Origin of the sequence: Streptomonospora mangrovi (assembly GCF_027604915.1) — a bacterium.
GTDB lineage: Bacteria > Actinomycetota > Actinomycetes > Streptosporangiales > Streptosporangiaceae > Streptomonospora > Streptomonospora mangrovi.
Genome location: NZ_JAJAQC010000005.1, coordinates 173962 through 191326, shown reverse-complemented (window position 1 = coordinate 191326; position 17365 = coordinate 173962). Strand labels below are relative to the sequence as shown.

The following is a 17365-nucleotide window of genomic DNA, read 5'->3' as shown; positions in this document are numbered from 1 at the left end:
CCCTTGACCATCGCGCCCGCAGGCGCGTCCGGCGACCGTTGTCTTCGTTATCTGGAATCACGAACTTAAGGGCTCTGGAATGCGCGGATTCAGTGGCGATCCTGATTCCGTTCGCGGGAGCAGGGGCGCGGGGCGGCGAATTCCGCTCGCGGCGCGGTGCGCGATGAGCGCGGCCGCTCGCGGCGCGGTGCGCACGCCGGGCGGGACGTCGGACGGGACGTCGGACAACGGGGGTCGCCATGGCGCGCCGACGCGGTGAGCAGGACGCGGCCCAGACCCTCCAGTTGGCCGCCACCCTGCCCGAATGGGCGCGCGAGATGGTGCTGCTGGGCTGCCACGGCGGCGCCGGCACCACCACGCTGCGCGTCCTGCTGAACACGCCGTGGGAGTTCGGGGCCTACTCCGCAGACCGCCGGGAGATCGCCACCTTCGGCCGTCCGCTCGTCCTGGTCACCCGCGACAACGCGGCCGCCACGGCGCGCGCCGCCGAGGTCGTGAACAACATCGAGGCCGGCGGGCTCGTCCCGGCGGCCATGGTGGTCGTGGCCGACGGCTCGGGACCCGAGCCGCCCGAGGCCACGACCCGGCTGCGCCTGGTGGAGGCGCGGGTGGGCCGGCTCATCCGCTTCCCCTTCGTCGCGGGGCTGCGCTTCGTGGACGTCGCCGAGGTGGGCCAGGTGAAGCTGCCGAAGAAGGCGCAGCAGGCATTGGACGAGATCAGGAACGCGTGCTTCAGCGCCGCGCGGGGCGCTCTGGCGCGCCAGGTTGAGGAGAGTTGAGAACTGTGGACGGTCTGCTGTACCTCGCCGGTGGTCTCGTCGACCACCTCGCCCTCGTGCCCATGAGCTTCAACTGGTCGAACAACCCGGAGTTGCCCGACTTCAACGGCAGCACCAACCCCATCGAGCAGGTCATCAACTGGGGCCAGGGCATCATCGTCGTCATCGGCATCATCGGCATCCTGTTCGCCGCGGGCAAGATGGCGATCGGCAAGTTCGGCCGCTCCGACCTCGCCGCCGACGGTGTCGGCGGGCTGGTGTGGACCGTCATGGGCATCTCGCTGATGCTCGTGGCCATCCCGGTCATCCGCACGGTCGCCAGCGTCGCCTGAACCGCCGCGCCGGCCCGGCCCGCCCCCGCGCTTCGCGGCGGGCAGTGCCGGACGGCGCGGACCCGTATCGATCTCCGCGGCAGAGGGGGTGCCACATGACGGTCATGCACGCGGGAGTCGAGATGCTCGCCGCGCTCGCGGACACGGTTTCGATCCCGATCGCCAACGTAGTGGAGTGGGACACCACTCCCCGCCTGCCCGACTACGGGTTCGGCGACAGCCAGGCGCCCGAGCAGAACCCCATCCAGCGGTTCCTCAACTACGCCCAGGGGGTGATCGTCGTCCTGGGCGTCCTGGGCATCCTCTACTCCGCCGGAAAGATGGTGGTGGGGCGGCTCGGCCGCTCCGAGGTGGCCGCCGAGGGCGTGGGCGGCGTGGTCTGGACGATCATGGGCGTCTCGCTGATGCTCGTGGCCATCCCGGTCGCCACCACGATCGCGGGGGTCTGATGCGCACGGCCGCGGACGGCAGGAGGCGGGGACGGTGCTGGTGATGCTGGGCCGCGCCGAGTTCATCGGGCGCGGCAACGAACTGCTCGGCTACGTCGCCGGCCTGGGCGTGCTGGTGGGCGTCCTCGCCCTGGTGATCATCGGCGGGCGCATGATCCACGCCAACTTCACCGGCGACCCCTGGATCGCGGCGCGCGGCATGGCCGACCTGCCCTACGTCGTGCTCGGCGTGGTGCTGCTGATCGGCTCGGGCACCCTGGCGGCCAACCTGCTCCAGGGCTCGATCCACCAGACCGACCAGGACATCAGCGAGGTCATCGACCAGGCCGGCGAGGGCCAGCGCGACATCGAGCAGGAGACCCGCCCCGGCTGCCTGCCCCGGCCCGAGGACGACGAGGCCGATGACCCCTTCGTCTGCCCCGACGACGACGACTGGGAGGACCTGTCGACCACCATCCCGGTCCAGGGCGACAACGACCCCCGCTGCCGCAACGACGACGACGAGCAGGTCAACTGCTACGAGTACTGCTACGTCCAGCCGATGTCGCCCATCCAGCACTCCCCGTGCCTGAGCCAGGACTTCCGCTCCGAGGACTGGATCTGGGCCGACTACGCCTGCCCGGTGCTGGACCCCGAGCCCCGCTCGGAGGCGCCCAACTGCCCCGACGGCCCCATGCCCGACGACGCGCCCGAGGACGTCGCCTGGACCACCGAGTGGGCCTACCGCCAGTACGCGTGCGAGCACTACCGCGAGTGGGTGAACGACCAGCGGGAGGACCCGGACCGCTACTGCGACCCCAACACCGACGAGCAGTACCGCTAGCGCGGCCGAGGCCGCGCCGGCGGGCCGCCGATCCCCACCCCGGTCGGCCGGAATCCAGAAAGGAGGGCGGCGGTGAACGAGGAAGAGTCCGGTGACTGGATCACCGAGAGCATCGAGGGCCTGATCGCGACCCTCTTCGACCGCCTGCTCTACGACCCGTTCCTGATCTCCGGCAACACGGGCAACGTGACGACCTCGACGGGCCAGCCCGTGCCGCCCGAGCTGGACCAGGGCATGCTGCACCTCCAGAACGTGCTCAGCCCGTTCGTGCTGTTCCTGGCCACGCTGGGGATCCTGTTCGCGTGCATCCGGCTGCTGTGGCACCGCCGCCTGGACCCCATGATGGACATGGTCCGCGGCCTGCTCACGGTGATCGGCGCGACCTTCTTCGGAATCTTCCTGGTCTCGATGCTGATGGACCTCAGCCGCAACCTCGGCATCATGGTCATGACCACCGGCATGGACCGCGACTCCGAGGGGTTCATCCCCACCGCCAAGGAGGTCTACCCCAGCGTCTTCCGCGTGGCGCTGGAGGAGGGCGGCAACGGCCTGGGCATCGAAAACGAGGCCGCCACGCAGGCCCTCACCTACATGATCGGCCTGGCGGTCATCCTCGGCATGATCACCCAGATCATCGTGGTGACCCTGCTCCAGGGCGTCATCTACATCATCGCCTGCGTGCTGCCGCTGGCCGCCGCCAGCACCATGGTGCCCAACCTGAAGATCTTCCCCAAGGTCATCGGGTGGCTGGTGGCCTGCATGCTCTACAAGCCGCTCGTCTTACTGATCTACCTCGCCGGCCTGATCATCCTGGGCAGCGCCCAGCAGGCGTCGGAGGGCTCCGGCGGCGACGAGAGCCAGGACCTGTTCCGCTACCTGCTGGGGGCCGCCATCCTGCTGCTGGCCACCGGGGCGCTCCCGGTCCTCATGCGGCTGATGAGCTCCTCCGGCGTGTGGATGATGGCGCTGGCCGCCGGCGGCGCCAGCTCCATGGGCCTCCTCGGCGGCGGAGGCGGCGGCGGGGGCGGTGGCGGCGGTGGAGGCGGCGGCGGTGAGGGCTCCGGCGCGGCCGACGCCCAGCCCTCCTCCTACTCCGGCTCCGGTTCGGGCTCCGGCGACGTCCAGCCGGCGAGCGCGGCCAGCGGCGCCATCGGTCACGCCAACTCGCTCAACAACAGCCTGGGCGACGGCTCCATGCCCGGCAGCGCCGGCGACCCCACGAGCGGCGCCCAGACCGTCTCGGCCCTGGGCACCCAGGGCGGCGGGTTCTCCGCCGGCTCCTTCAGCGGCGCCGGCAACATGAGCGGCGGCGCGCTCGGCGGCGAGGGCGGGTCGTTCATCAGCGAGGACTCCGGCGCGCTCTCCACCGGCGCCACCGAGGCCACCGACCAGTCGGGATCGGCCACCACCGCCACCACCGCCGGCTACGAGACCGCCTCGGGCGCCTCGGAGTCCACCGCCACCACCGGTGCGGGCACCGCCGCGGTCGACACCCCCGGCGGCGCCGCCGAAGCCCCCGGCGCGGCCGGCGGCGACCCCGGACCCGGCGCCGAGGGCGCCCTGGCCACCGGTTCCCCCGCGGCCGAGCCCGGTGCCGCCACCCCGGCGTCGTCCTCGCCGCCGCTGCCCGACGGTTCTGAAGGGAGGCTCATCTGATGGCCCGCACCTACGGGGGCTGGCGCCGGCGCCGCAGCATCGGCCTGTTCGGGCTGAGCTTCAACGCGACGCTGGGCCTGCTGGCCGGCCTGATCGTGCTCATGTTCTCCGGCCTGTACGCGCCGGCGCTGTTCCTCTACCTGCTGCCGGTCATGGCCGCCGTGTTCGCGCTGGCGGCCGTGCCCGTGCAGGGGGAGTCGCTGCTCAGCTTCCTGCTGACCCGGCTGCGCTGGTGGTGGGCCTCGGTCCTGGGCCACACCCGCTACCGCGCCGGCGTGCTCGTGGAGCACCCGCGCGCCTTCCAGCTCCCCGGGATCCTCGCCCCGATCACCCTGCTGTCGTGCGAGGACGGTCGCGGCGGGCGGTTCGGCATCGCCTGGAACCGCCGCCTGGGACACATGACCGCCACCGTGCTGGTGTCGTCCAACTCGGTGTGGCTGGCCGAACCCGGCGACGTCGACGGCTGGGTCGCCAACTGGCACTCCTGGCTGGCGTCCTTCGGGCACATGCCGTGGGTCCAGTGGATCACGGTGACCGTGGAGTCGCGGCCCGATCCCGGCGCGGCCCTGCGCGAGGGGGTGGCCTCCCAGGTCGACCCGTTCTCGCCCGAGGCCGCCCGCAAGATCGTCAGCGACCTGGTGGAGCAGGCCCCGGCCATCAGCGCCCAGATCGAGACCCGGGTGTCCATCACCTTCGACCCGCGCAAGTTCCCGGCCAACCCCAAGGACCGCCTGGAGGCGGCGGCCGAGATCAGCAACTACCTGAACACCATCGAGTCCAGCCTGGGCAGCGCCGGCGTCACCGTCCTGGGCCGGGCCACCCCCCAGCAGCTCGTCGCCATGGTGCGCACCGCCTACGACCCGGCGGCGCTCAACGAGTTCAACACGCTGCTGCGGACCAACCCCGCCGGCATCGAGACCGGCGACTGGACCGACGCCACCCCCGTGGAGGCCGAGACCTTCCACGACCGCTACGTCCACGACAGCGGGCACAGCGTCGCCTGGATCTGGCAGGAGGCGCCGCGCACCCACGTCACCAGCACCGTGCTGGCCGAGCTGCTGGCGCCCACCCGCTACACCAAGCGCACCACGCTGCTGTTCCGCCCGTGGCCGGCCGCCGCCGCAGCCCGCGCGCTGGAGTCGCAGAACTCCGCCGCGCAGTACAAGAGCGAGCTGTCGTGGCGGGTGCGCCGCAGGGTCAGCGCCCGCGACAACCAGGACCTCGCCTACGCCCGCCAGGCCGCCCGCGAGGAGACCCGCGGCGCCGGGCTGGTGCAGATGAGCCTGTACGCCAGCGTCACGGTGGAGGACCCCGAGCAGCTCAAGCGTGCGGTCGCCCACACCGAGTCGGCGGCCGAGACCTCCAAGATCCGGCTGCGCCGGGCATGGGGCAGCCAGGACGTCGCCTTCGCGACGACCCTGCCGCTGGGCGTGTGCCCGCCGTTCCTCGTGCAGCGCGGAATGGGCTAGGGGAGAGAGCGGACACACATGGCCATCGTGCAGCGCCAGAGCCGGCGCGAGGAGCGCCGGCAGCAGAAGGCCGAGCGCAAGCTCCAGAAGCAGGCGGGCAGGAAGGGGCAGCAGGGCCGCGAGGCCCAGGACCAGGGCGGCGAGCTGGGCGGGCGCCGCCGCGGCGGCGGCCAGCAGGCCGGCGACCGGCGCGAGGTGATCGCGCCGCTGCGCGGCTGGCGCCACCGAGGGGGCGGCGCGGCCGTCAACGTCCCCCAGGCGCCCGAGTACCAGGCCACCACCGCCCAGGCGTGCGGCCTGTACCCGTTCGTGACCTCCTCCAAGCCGCCGTCCATCGGCACGCCCATCGGCCGCGACCTGCTCTCCGGCGAGGTCGTGTGCATGGACCCCATGGGCTGGCTGCGCGCCGGCCTGGTCACCAACCCCGGCTGCTTCGTGCTGGGCCAGCCCGGCACCGGCAAGTCCACGTTCGTCAAGCGGCTGGTGACCGGCGCGGTGGCGTTCGGCTCCCAGGCGATCATCCTGGGCGACACCAAGCCCGACTACACCGAGCTGATCCGCCACCTGGGCGGCCAGGTGGTGCGCATCGGGCGCGGCCTGGACCGCATCAACCCGCTGGACGCCGGGCCGCTGGGCGGCGTGATGAGCCGGCTCAGCCAGGTCGAGCGCGACAAGCTGCGCTGGGAGGTCCGCTCCCGCCGCATCTCCCTGCTGATGGCGCTGTGCACGCTGATCCGCGAGGACCGCATCAGCAACGCCGAGGAGGTCGTGCTGGGCGCGGCCGTGGACCTGCTGGACGAGCGCCTGGCCGGCAGCCGCGAACCCACGGTCGTGGACGTCCTGCAAGTGGTCGAGGAGGGCCCCGACGCGCTGCGCTCCTACGCCCGCGCCGACGCCCGCACCTACGACCAGCGGGTCGACAACCTCGTCTTCACGCTGCGGCTGCTGTGCACGGGGTCGCTGGCCGGCGTATTCGACGGAGCCACCACCCGCGCACTGGACATGGAGGCGCCCGGGGTCAGCGTCGACATCTCCCGGGTCGGCGCCGCCGGCGACAAGCTGCTCACCGCGGCGATGCTGTGCACCTGGAGCTACGGCTTCGGCATGGTGGACGCCGCCTCGGTGCTGGCCGAGCACGGCCTGATCCGCCGCCGCTCCTACATCGGCGTCATGGACGAGCTGTGGCGGGCGCTGCGCGGCGCCCCCGGCCTGGTCGACTTCGCCGACTCCCTCACCCGCCTCAACCGCTCCAAGGGCATGGCGTCGGTGATGGTCACGCACTCCCTGAGCGACCTGGAGGCGCTGTCCACCGAGGAGGACCGCGCCAAGGCGCGCGGGTTCGTGGACCGCTCCGCCATCACGGTGCTGGCCGGCCTGCCGCCGCGCGAGCTGGCGTGGGTCAACCGCATCACCCCGCTGACCGCGCCCGAGCAGGGGCTGGTGTCCTCGTGGTCCTCGCCGGACTCCTGGCAGCCCGGCGCGCGCCACCCCGGCCGCGGCAAGTACCTGATCAAGACCGGCGCGGAGCGGCTCGGCATCCCGGTGCAGATGTCGCTGACCCGCGACGAGATGGTCCTCTACGACACCGACCAGGCGATCCGGAGGGACTGAGGCGCCATGGCGCGGAACAAGAAGCCCACCTACCAGGTCAAGGGCGGCGCGGCGGCGGCCGGCGCCCCGCCCCTGCTGATCCTGCTCTCCCTGTGGGGCGTGGTGGGCCTGTTCTTCCTGTTCTGGGTGGCGGCCTGGCTGGTGGCCGCGGTCACCGGCGGGGGCGTGGGCGGCTTCAGCGCGTTCTGGGCCTACTCCCTGCTGATGGGCGACACCGCCACCACCTGGCCGGGCACCCCCACCCTGCCGGTGCTGCTGGTGTTCGCGGTGCTGCTCAGCGGCGCGGTGCTGGGCACCTGGCGGGTGCTGAGCCTGGTGCGCCGCCGGCTCTACGCCCAGCCCGACGCGATCGACGCCCTGAACCGCGACAACGAGACCGTGGCCGAGCTGGCGCGGCCCCAGGCGGCCGAGAAGGCGGTCCGGCTGCGCAAGCGCTCCCTGGCCAAGCGCAAGCCCAAGCTGCTGCCCGACGCCGAGGTGGGCCTGATCATCGGCGACATCAAGGGCAACGGGAAGAAGGCGGGACCCCGGCTGTTCGCCTCCTGGGAGGACACCATCCTCGCCTACATGGCGCCCCGCGCCGGCAAGACCACCGCGCTGGCGATCCCCTACGTGATGGACGCGCCCGGCCCGGCGCTGGCCACCAGCAACAAGGCCGACGTGTGGGCGGCCACCGCCAGCCTGCGCGAGCGCATGACCGGCGAGCGGGTGTGGCTGTTCGACCCCCAGCACGTCACCCACCAGGAGCAGACGTTCTGGTGGAACCCGCTGGCCAACGTCAACACGGTGGAGGACGCGTACCGCGTGGCCGGGCACTTCGTGCTCACCATCGACGACGACTCCAAGAAGGACATGTGGGGCCCGGCGGCGCGCGCCCTGCTCTCCCAGCTCATCCTCGCGGCCTCCGTGGGCGGCCTGGGGCTGGACCGGGTCGGGGAGTGGCTCAACGACACCAAGCTGCCGATGCCGGTGGACCTGCTGTTCGACCACGGGTTCACCGCCTACGCCGAGGCGCTGCGCCAGACGCAGAACATCGTCGCCGAGACCCGCGACGGCATCTACACCACCGCGCGCACCGCCGCGCGGTGCCTGGACGACCCCGCGATCATGTCGTGGGTGACCCGTCCCGACGACCCCACGCTGCCGGAGTTCAACCCGCGCACGTTCGTGCGCAGCCGCGAGACCCTGCACCTGCTCAGCAAGTCCCGCGCGGCGGCGGCCCCCCTCATCGCGGCCATGACCGACGCGATCTTCCTCGCGGGTGAGGAGGCCGCCGAGGGCCAGGGCGGCCGGCTCGACCCGCCGCTGGTGGCGGTGCTGGACGAGGCCGCCAACATCTGCAAGATCGCCGACCTGCCCGACATGTACTCGCACCTGGGGTCGCGCGGTATCGTGCCCGTCACGATCCTCCAGAGCTACCGGCAGGGGGTGCGGGTGTGGACGGAGAACGGCATGGAGGCGATGTGGTCGGCGGCCACGGTCAAGGTGTTCGGCGCCGGCCTTGACGACCACAAGATCGTCGACGCGCTGTCGAAGCTGATCGGCCAGCACGACGTGTCCACCACGTCGTTCAGCTACGGCGACGGCAAGGGCAACCAGTCGGTGCAGTTGCGCCGCCAGGAGATCATGCAGGGCTCGGACATCCGCCAGATCGAGAAGGGGGAGTGCCTGCTGTTCGCGACGGCGGCCCGGCCCACGATCCTGCGCATGCTGCCCTGGTACAAGACCAGCAAGGCCAAGCTCATCGGCAAGGCGATCGCCGAGGCCGAGGAACAGATCACCGCAGGGGCGAGGCGCCGGGAGCAGGGCCGTCCGGCCCAGGGCTCCGGAGCCGGTGACGTCGCGTCCCAGCTTGTGGGTTAGGAGCGCGGGACATGGACGACGCGGGAGCCAGAGGGCCGTCAGCGGCCGAGATGGCGGCGCACAACATGCGGGCCAAGATGGCCCACGGCGGCGGGCCGGGCGACCCCAATCTGAACGGAGGGCCGGGAGAGGATCCCGCCAACGGGACGATCTCGGGTCTGCGCGGCATCGAGGGCCTGCGCAAGTGGATCGGCCAGTTCCTGGAGTCGTTCTCGCGCGGAGTGACGGGTGCCCTGCTGGGCTATATTGGCTTTCTGCTCCAGGCGGTGCGGCGGCTGCGCAGGCGCCGCCAGGAACGCCGCCGCGAGCGGGCCACCCCCGAGGGCAAGGCGCGCATCGACATCAAGAAGGAGCGGCGGGCGGCCAACCGGCAGCGCCGGCAGGTGCGCCGGGTGCGCAACCGCGCCCGCCGCCGCGTGTTCTACGCCCGCGTGCGGCGGTTCCTCAGCCGCCTGCGCCTCCGGGCGGGCAACCTCCGGCGCATGCTCGGGGCGCGCATGGTCCGGCTGCGGGTGTTCCTCAGGGCCACGCGGCGGCTCAACGCCCAGCGGCGCGAGAACAACCGCGCGGCGCGCGAACTGCTGCGCGGCACACGGGACCGCGAGCATCGCCGGCAGATCATCGAGGCGCGCAACGAGCGCAACCGGGAGGCCGTGGGAGCGCGCGCCGACAGGCTGAACCGCTTCGACGCCCGGGGCGGGCGCGAGCTGTACACCCGGAGGGTCCGCGCCGAGATCGAGCGCCGAAACAGGGCCTTCGACCACATCTCGCACCCCACCAACGTCCGCCTCACCGAGACCCTGCGCGACCGCGCGCGAGCCAACGCGGCGTACTCCGACTACCGCACCGAGCACCGGCGGCACGTGCGCGAGCTGCGCGATCTGGACCGCCAGGTCCGCAAGAACGACATCCTGCCCCAAGAGGTCCAGAACACCTACCTGCCCCAGATGCGCGCGGAGCGGCAGCGGATGCGCGACACGTTCGAGGCGGCCCGCCACGGCGCCCCGCCGCCTCCCACGACGGCGCCGACGAACGCCGCGGCCGCCGCTCCGGCCGCGCCCGCCGCGACCGGCGCACCCGCCGCGGCCGGAAACCCCGCCGCGGCGCCCGCCCCGGCCCCGGCCCCGGCAGCGCCGCACGCCCTCCGCAACAATCCCCACGGAACGGCGACGCTCCCTCACGGGCGCACTCAGCCGAACGTGCGCATCGGGCGGAACGCGGCGGCGCGGCGGGCCGCTCGCACCCGGCACTCCGGCCCCACGCCCGGAGGCGGGCGCGGGCCGACCCCCTAGCACCGGCCGCACCAGCGCGGCGGGCGCCGAACGCGCGGCGCCCGCCACGCCCGTTTCGTCACGGAGGGACCCATGGCCGACCAGGAGCCAGGCAACCGCAATCCGCTCCTCGGCAAGGAAGCGGAGGACCGCCGCCGTACCCGCAACCTGCTCGACGCCCGCGCGCGCCAGGCCGGGGCCGACGGTGAGTCCGGGTCCTCGGGCGGCGGCAAGGACGCCGTGGAGGCCCTGCTGGCCGCCCAGTACCGGGCGGCGGTCGGCCGCGGCCCCGGCGCCGCGACCAACCGCGACAAGGCGGCGACGGCGGCGACCTACTACGAGACCCGCAAGCGCCGCCAGGTCCGCGAGGGCCAGTTCGACACCCCCGAGGAGAACCTGCGGCGCTCGCCCGAGGTCATCCAGGCCAACGTGCACCTGGCCCGCAGCGCCGACCCCAACACCGCCGCCCAGGCGAGCGGCCTCAATCCGGAGTACCTGCGCCAGGTCCAGCGCGGCCTGACCTACTCCGACGTGGGCGAGGTCCTCTACGGCGACGACGACCGCGCCGAGCGGCTGGAGCGGGCGGCGGCCGAGGGGCTGCGCGACCGGATCACCGGCTCCACCCCGCCCGAGCAGGTGTGGCGGCTGGCCCTGGACGACCGCACCCTCAACAAGATGGACCCCCGCCACCTGATCCAGGCCCAGCTCAGCGCGGCGATGGCGCAGGAGGCCGAGGCGCGCGAGGCGCTGGAGCGCGTCAACGAGCGGATCGACGGCGAGCACCCGCTGCTGGCCGACTCCCTGGGCCGCGCCATGGCCTCCGACCCCAACTGGCGCGACAGCAACACCTCCAAGGACCTCAACTGGCCCGCCATCGCGGCCCGCTCCTCGGTGCGGCTGGACGACTCCTCGGCCCGCACCCCCGAGCAGGAGTGGAACCAGGCCGCCACCGGCTACGACGCCCGGCGCGACCGCGTGGACCTGGACGCCTGGCGCGACAGGTTCGAGTCGCTGGCCGCCGGTGTGGTGGGCGGCAAGGCCGCCTGGGAGAGCCTGGTCAACCGGCTCAACCACGCCAAGGAGAAGATCGCCGGGTTCGCAGACCGCTACCGCGAGAACCTCCAGCGCGAGGAGCAGCGGGCCGAGCGCGGCACCGGCAACGGCTACCCGGCGGCCGACGCCGCCCTGACCACCGCCGACCAGCTCCGGGGCGTGCCCGCCGACGACCTCGCCCGGGCCACCCCCGCCGACCGGGTCACGGCGCTCAACGCCCAGGCCGCCGCCTACCGCGAGCAGGCCGCCGCGTCGGGCACCGAGATCCGGGCGGCCGACCCGCGCCAGGCGGCCGACTCCGTCCTGCCGGGCAACATAGCCGACGCCGTGCGCGCGCACAACGCCTCCGGCTCGGGGCTGCGCCGGCCCGTCCGCGAGATGGTCGAAGCCGACGCCCGCCAGAGCGGCACCGACTGGCTGAACCAGCGGGCCCGGGAGCAGGGCCGCGACCTCGGGCAGGGGAGCGGTGTGCGCCAGGGGCGCGCCGAGGCCGACCGGCGCGCGGCGGCTCGGGGCGCCGCCGTGGGCGAGGGCAGCAACGTGCGCGTCGGCCGGATCCACGGCACGGCGGGCGGGGTGCGCTCCAGCGACGTCCGGGCGCGCCACAGCGGCGGCGACCGGGTCGGCGCGGTGCGGGGCGACTCCCGGCTGCCGCGCAGCGCCGTGCAGAAGCGGGCGGCCCTCGCGCGGCTGAGCAAGCACCAGACGACGGCGCGCACCCGCAACGCCGTCCTGGCGCAGCGCGAGCGCAGGACGACCACCGCCCGCCGATGAGGCACCCGCGCGGCGCCCGACCGCACCTGTGCGGCCGGGCGGGCGCGGCCGCGCGCCGCACCGGGCGGCGGCGGCACCACAGCGTCAACAGGAGTCAACAGGAGAGGAAGCGGCGGCGATGAGCAGCGCTGAGCCGGGATGGGCGGACGAAGGGGCTCAGCCCGAGACCGTGGCGACGTTCGAGCCCGAGGACGGCGTCGGCCCGGGGTACTCCCTGGCCGGTGAGGCCCCCAGCGTGGGCACGGCGGTGTCCCGCGTGGACGAGAACGCCGAGGCGCCCCCCGAGGACGCCGAGGAGCCCGCGCCCGAGCCGGTGTTCAAGAACGTCGAGGAGTTCGTGCGGCACCGGTTCCTGCCGGTCTACGTCCGCCCCGAGGGCGGCCAGTTCCGCTGGTGCAAGGAGTGGTGGCGGCACGCCGAGGCGGTGTCGCGGTTCCAGGCGCTGTGGCACGCCTGGGAGGTCCTGCGCTGGGAGCCGGGCACCGGCATGGCCGTGTGGTACCGCGACCACCTCGACTTCCAGATGGGCATCCTGCTGGGCGACACCGGGCCGTTCCGCGAGTGCACCTCGCGCCGCCACCAGGAGCCGCGCCCGCTGCCGGCCGACCCCTCGCCCGAGGGCTGGTTCGAGGACGAGTGGTAGGCCCTCAGGTGACACCGGGCTGAACAGCGCGCGCGGCGGCCCGGATCACACTCCGCCGCAGGTCCGGGCGTGCGCATACCGTTTGTTCACCCGGCCGTCGGCCCGGTGAAACCCGCCATGATGAAGCTGGCATCCCCCCGCCACTACAAATGTCCCGTCAGCACGGGGGCGCGGTGCGCGCCGCACACAGGGGGACGGGGGCGAGTGTGGACCAGATCCTGGCCAACTTCCCGATCGTGCTGGGCTCGGCCAGCCTCCTCACGGCGATAGCGGCCGTGGGCCTGCGCTGGGCCGGCCGCGCCCGCGCCCGCATGCTCGTGGCCCGCGCGGAGCGCTACGAACTCTCCGTCAAGCAGTCGCCCGAGGTCCTGAAGATCGCCCAGAACGACGCGCTCGTCGCCGCCTACGAGTCCGCTCAGACGTTCGGCCGCGAGGAGCTGAAGACCCGCGAGCAGCAACTGAGGGACGTGGTGACCCTGGCCGAGGAGCGGCGGCGGTTCAACCAGCGGCAGTTCGAGAACCTCAGCGACCTCAAGTTGGCCGCGGGCAACCTGCGCCAGACACTGAAGGACCGGCCCCCGAGGCGCGGCCTGCTCGACGGCGTCCGCGCCCGCCTCACCGGCGAGGGGACGCGCCGCCGCAACACCGCTCCCGTTCCCGCCCGGACGGGGAGGCGCCGATGACTCCCGTACTCGTCGCATCGGCGGCGGCCGTGCTCGCCGCCGTGCTGGCCGCCCTGAGCTGGTGGAGCGGCCGCCGCTTCACCCGGCTGCGCGTCTACCGCCGTCCCGGCGAGACCACGGCGGTACTCACCGACCGGAGCGACCGCGCGATCGAGGCCGAGCGGCGCCTGGGCGCGGCCCTCGGCCACGCCACGGCCTGGCGGGACCTGCTGTCCGACGCCGCCCGCGAGCGCGCCGGCGCCCCCGGCCCCGCCGCCCCCCAGGTTCGGGAGTCCGCCCAGCGGATCCGAGCCCAGTTCCGGTCCGAAGTCGACGGACTGGGCGACTGAGGTCCGCTTCCGCGCTCGTGCGCGGCATGAAGAGGAGGGTTCGCGTTGTCGACGCTCGCCGCCGTGGGGCTGTGGGGACTGGCCCTGGGCTCCATGGGATTCATGGTCGCCAGCATCTCCGCGGTCTTCCGCGGTGCCCGCGCGGTCGTGGAATCGGGCCGCTCCCAGGCCGATGCCATTGTCGAGCGCGCCGACCGGCTCTTCCGCGACGCGCAGATCGAGAGCTACGGGTCCGGTGCGAAGGTGCTCTCGGCGAAGAAGGCGGGCACGCTGCGCCGGGGGATGGCCAACCTCAAGAAGAGGTGGGACGAGGTCCAGGAGAGCCTCAAGCGCTCGGAGAAGTCCTACCACTCCTACGAGTACCAGGCGCGGCGGGAGGTCGACGCCCTGGTCGCCGAGGGAATCGCGGAAGTGCGTGACGGTGTGCCCCGCGTCCGCCCGGAGATTTTGGCCCGGGGCGGCGATGACGCCGCCTTCCTCGACAGCGTGCTGGTGGGACGGGCGGAGCTGGCGCGCGAGGCGCCCCTGAAGGGGTTCGGGCGCGACCTCGACATCAACCCGGTCACCACGGAGGACGTGGCCAACTTCCAGCAGCGGGTCCACCCGGACAACCTCGGGGTGGACGAGCTGGCGATCACCGAGACCGAGAAGGCCCTCGCCTTCCAGGAGCGCCCCCAGGAGCGGATCCAGCGCGTCAGGGACCGGCTGGCGCTGGAGTCGCGGCAGCGCACCGCCCGGATGACCGAGTCGGCGGTGTTCCAGGGACTCACCGGCGGCCGCGCCACCGCGATGCGGCGGTTCGACGCCGCGCGACTGCGGTCGGAGCGCCAGACCCGGCGGGGCCGCTAGGCCCCGGCGGCGACGAGAGGAGACACACAGTGGCGCCGATGAGCGACGTCCTGCTGACCCTGCCGCTGGCGGCGGGCACCCTGGCGGTCTGCGGCTGGGTGTGCGCCCGGTCGGCGGCCCGGCTCGCCGACAACGGGCTGGACTACCCGCCGCTGCTCCTGCGCGGCGACGAGATCCGCGAGGGGCAGCGGGTGCGGGCCGAGGGGCTGCGGCGGCGCGGGGAGCTGCTGGAGGCGGCGGAGGCGAAGGTGCTCTCGGGCGCGCCCGGCGCCGGCGAGGCGGTCGCCCGGCTCGACTCCGACCTCGCGCTGCTGGACGGCGAGGTCGAGGACCGCCTGGCGGAGGTCGCGGCGGCGACCGCCGCCGCCCGCGACCGCGCGGAGGCGGGACGGCGGCTGGCCCGGGGCATGGACATCGCGCTCGTCGCGGCGAGCACGGCGGCGGCCCTGGTCGCCCTTGTGGCGGTCCTCCTGCTGGTGCTCTGAGGCCCGGAGCCGCGCCCGCGCGGCCGGAGGGCCGCCGGGAGTGTGCCGGGCCGTTCCAGCGCCTCCCGGAGCCACCGGAACCCCGTTCGCACCCCCACCGCACGTTCACCCGGACCTCCATCCCCCGCAACGCCGCGAGCCCGCGGCCGGTCGCCTCTCGTGGTGAGAGGCGTCGGCCGCGGGCTCGCGGCGTGTTCTCGGGGAGGCCGGGACCCGGGGGTCGGCCCGCCGGGTCCCGGGGGCCGGAAGGCGCGGCACGAGGGAGCGGTGACCGCGCCTTCCGGGGGGAGGCAACCGGGACCGGGACGGTCAGTCCCGAGCGGTGCTCCCCGTCGCGGAGGCCGGGCCGGCGCTCGGCAGGTCCGAGGCGTCCCAGCACTGCACGTTGACCAGGTCGGGCATCCGGTCCTTGGTGAAGACCGGGTCCCTGCCCTCCTTGCGCTGGGCGACGTAGTCGTTCAGCAGCCGGATGGCGACCCCGGCGAGCGGCGCGATGGCCGCCAGGTTGATCAGGGCCATGATGCCCATGGTCGCGTCGGCCAGGTTCCAGATGAGGTCCACCGAGCCGATGGAGCCGAGGAAGACCACCACGACGACCAGCCAGCGGAAGACCGTCATCACGGTCGGGCTCTGGGTGAGGTAGCCGACGTTGGACTCGCCGTAGAAGGTGTTGCCCAGCACCGAGGTGTAGGCGACCAGCAGGATGATCAGGCTCATCAGGTGGATCGTCCACGAGCCGAGGTTGGCCGCGACCGCGTCCTGGGTCATCGTGGCACCGCGGGTCTCGTCGAAGACCGGGTTGGACAGCAGCACGATGAACGCGGTGGTGGAGCAGACGATGAGGGTGTCGAGGTAGACGCCGAGGGTCTGCACCAGGCCCTGCTTGACCGGGTGGGTGACGGCGGCGCTGGCACCGGCGTTGGGGGCGGAGCCCAGGCCGGCCTCGTTGGAGAACATGCCGCGGCGGACGCCCTGGATGATCGCGGTGCCGACACCGCCGGCGGCGATCTCCTGGATGCCGAACGCGTGGGAGACGATGCTGGCGATCACGCCCGGGATCTCGCCGATGTTCATCACGATGATGACCAGGCCGAGCAGGATGTAGATGCCGGCCATGAGCGGCACCAGCGCGGTGGCGACCTGCGCGATCCGCTTGGCGCCGCCCAGGATGATCAGGGCGGTGACGGCGGCCAGCACGATGCCGACGGCGTAGGCGAACCACGGGGCGGGGGCCGAGCCGCTGACGGTCTCCACGGACTGCGCCAGGGCGCCGGAGATGGTGTTGCTCTGCACCGCCGTGAAGACGAACGCGAAGGTCAGCGTGATCGTGATGGCGAAGAGGACGCCCATCCACGGAGCCTTGAGGCCGAACTTCATGTAGTAGGCCGGGCCGCCGCGGAAGCCGCCGGTGCCGCCGCGGACCTTGTAGAGCTGGGCCAGCGTGGACTCCACGAAGGAGGCCGAGCCGACCAGCAGGCCCATGACCCACATCCAGAACACCGCGCCGGGGCCGCCGAGGGCGATGGCCGTGGCCACACCGGCGATGTTGCCGGTGCCGATGCGGGCGGCGGCCGAGACCGCGAACGCCTGGAAGGAGGAGATCGGCTTCTTGCCGTCCTCGGACATGCCCGGGTCGCTCGTCAGAGCCCGCAACATCTCCGGGATCAGCCGGATCTGCACCGCTTTGGAGCGGATCGTGAAGTAGATGGCCAGGATGGTCAGGAGTGGGATGAGCAGATAAGCCCAAAAGGCATCGTTGAAGGCCAAGATGCCGTTGTTCAAGGCGTCCACGGGGGGATCGTTCCCTTCGTCGTCGGCGGAGACGGCGCTGTCTCGCTCCGCGACATCAACTTGCGTCTGACGCGGGATCACCGCGATGGGGGGTGCGGTCGGTGTGCGCGGATCGGTGCACGCACGGTGAACGGCGGCGAGGTCGTCGCCGGTGTGTCGGATTCGAAGTGTGGTGTTGGCAACCCCAGGGTGTTAGGGCCGCGACAACGTAACGGGAAAACTCCGTGAACCGCAAGACGCCCCTCCGCGTCAAGGGGCGGCCGCACCGGTGGGGGGTCGCCTTGTGTCGCGGGGCGGTCGCCCTCGGTCGCGCTGGGTCAGTGCGCGCCCCTTTGCGGCACATGCCGGGAAATGCCTGTGAGCTGTGGTTTCTCCAGTGAATGGGCGAAGGGTGTTCATCGTGGCAGAACCGTGCGGTGACCTGGTGTGATGCCTCGCGGTGTCATCTTGTGTGATGATCATCACGTGATTTAACGCTCCCGTTAGCGGGTTTTCGGACAGTGTC

The 17365-nt window shown here is 72.9% G+C and carries 16 protein-coding genes; 15 read left to right on the top strand and 1 reads right to left on the bottom strand.

Annotated features, from left to right (window positions below; translation table 11 throughout):
* Window positions 1-239: 239 nt before the first annotated feature.
* From LG943_RS04900 to LG943_RS04830, 15 genes are all read left to right on the top strand, one after another.
* Entirely contained in the window at window positions 240-779 is a 540-nt protein-coding gene (locus tag LG943_RS04900) for a hypothetical protein (protein WP_270070955.1), read from the top strand.
* Between the two features lie 5 nt (window positions 780-784).
* Complete coding sequence (locus tag LG943_RS04895) at window positions 785-1111, top strand: hypothetical protein (protein WP_270070954.1); 327 nt, start codon at window positions 785-787, stop codon at window positions 1109-1111.
* Between the two features lie 95 nt (window positions 1112-1206).
* A complete protein-coding gene (locus LG943_RS04890) occupies window positions 1207-1560 on the top strand; it encodes a hypothetical protein (protein ID WP_270070953.1) in 354 nt (117 codons plus the stop codon).
* A gap of 34 nt (window positions 1561-1594) precedes the next feature.
* Complete coding sequence (locus tag LG943_RS04885) at window positions 1595-2383, top strand: hypothetical protein (protein WP_270070952.1); 789 nt, start codon at window positions 1595-1597, stop codon at window positions 2381-2383.
* 72 nt (window positions 2384-2455) lie between these two features.
* On the top strand, window positions 2456-4039 hold the full coding sequence (locus LG943_RS04880; RefSeq protein ID WP_270070951.1) for a hypothetical protein: 1584 nt from the start codon (window positions 2456-2458) through the stop codon (window positions 4037-4039).
* Window positions 4039-5508: an SCO6880 family protein gene (locus LG943_RS04875; RefSeq protein ID WP_270070950.1), complete on the top strand. Its 1470-nt coding sequence runs from the start codon at window positions 4039-4041 to the stop codon at window positions 5506-5508. The genes LG943_RS04880 and LG943_RS04875 overlap by 1 nt, the downstream gene beginning before the upstream one ends.
* A gap of 18 nt (window positions 5509-5526) precedes the next feature.
* A complete protein-coding gene (locus LG943_RS04870; protein WP_270070949.1) occupies window positions 5527-7119 on the top strand; it encodes a hypothetical protein in 1593 nt (530 codons plus the stop codon).
* Window positions 7120-7125: 6 nt separating this feature from the next.
* Complete coding sequence (locus LG943_RS04865) at window positions 7126-8982, top strand: type IV secretory system conjugative DNA transfer family protein (protein WP_270070948.1); 1857 nt, start codon at window positions 7126-7128, stop codon at window positions 8980-8982.
* A gap of 11 nt (window positions 8983-8993) precedes the next feature.
* The gene (locus tag LG943_RS04860; RefSeq protein WP_270070947.1) at window positions 8994-10274 is read left to right on the top strand and encodes a hypothetical protein; all 1281 of its coding nucleotides are present in this window, start codon (window positions 8994-8996) and stop codon (window positions 10272-10274) included.
* 72 nt (window positions 10275-10346) lie between these two features.
* Window positions 10347-12080 carry a hypothetical protein gene (locus tag LG943_RS04855; protein WP_270070946.1) on the top strand — a complete coding sequence of 578 codons (1734 nt, stop codon included), beginning with the start codon at window positions 10347-10349 and terminating at the stop codon, window positions 12078-12080.
* Window positions 12081-12198: 118 nt separating this feature from the next.
* Window positions 12199-12723 carry a DUF4913 domain-containing protein gene (locus LG943_RS04850; RefSeq protein ID WP_270070945.1) on the top strand — a complete coding sequence of 175 codons (525 nt, stop codon included), beginning with the start codon at window positions 12199-12201 and terminating at the stop codon, window positions 12721-12723.
* A 206-nt stretch (window positions 12724-12929) separates the two neighbouring features.
* Window positions 12930-13406, top strand: coding sequence for a hypothetical protein (locus LG943_RS04845; protein WP_270070944.1), 477 nt, complete (start codon window positions 12930-12932; stop codon window positions 13404-13406).
* Window positions 13403-13735, top strand: coding sequence for a hypothetical protein (locus LG943_RS04840; RefSeq protein ID WP_270070943.1), 333 nt, complete (start codon window positions 13403-13405; stop codon window positions 13733-13735). Before LG943_RS04845 ends, LG943_RS04840 begins: the two co-directional genes overlap by 4 nt.
* A 45-nt stretch (window positions 13736-13780) precedes the next feature.
* Window positions 13781-14584, top strand: coding sequence for a hypothetical protein (locus tag LG943_RS04835; RefSeq protein WP_270070942.1), 804 nt, complete (start codon window positions 13781-13783; stop codon window positions 14582-14584).
* Window positions 14585-14622: 38 nt separating this feature from the next.
* Entirely contained in the window at window positions 14623-15069 is a 447-nt protein-coding gene (locus LG943_RS04830) for a hypothetical protein (protein WP_270070941.1), read from the top strand.
* A gap of 309 nt (window positions 15070-15378) precedes the next feature.
* Here LG943_RS04830 and LG943_RS04825 read toward each other — a convergent pair whose 3' ends face one another.
* Complete coding sequence (locus LG943_RS04825; protein WP_270070940.1) at window positions 15379-16860, bottom strand: alanine/glycine:cation symporter family protein; 1482 nt, start codon at window positions 16858-16860, stop codon at window positions 15379-15381.
* Between the last annotated feature and the right edge of the window lie 505 nt (window positions 16861-17365).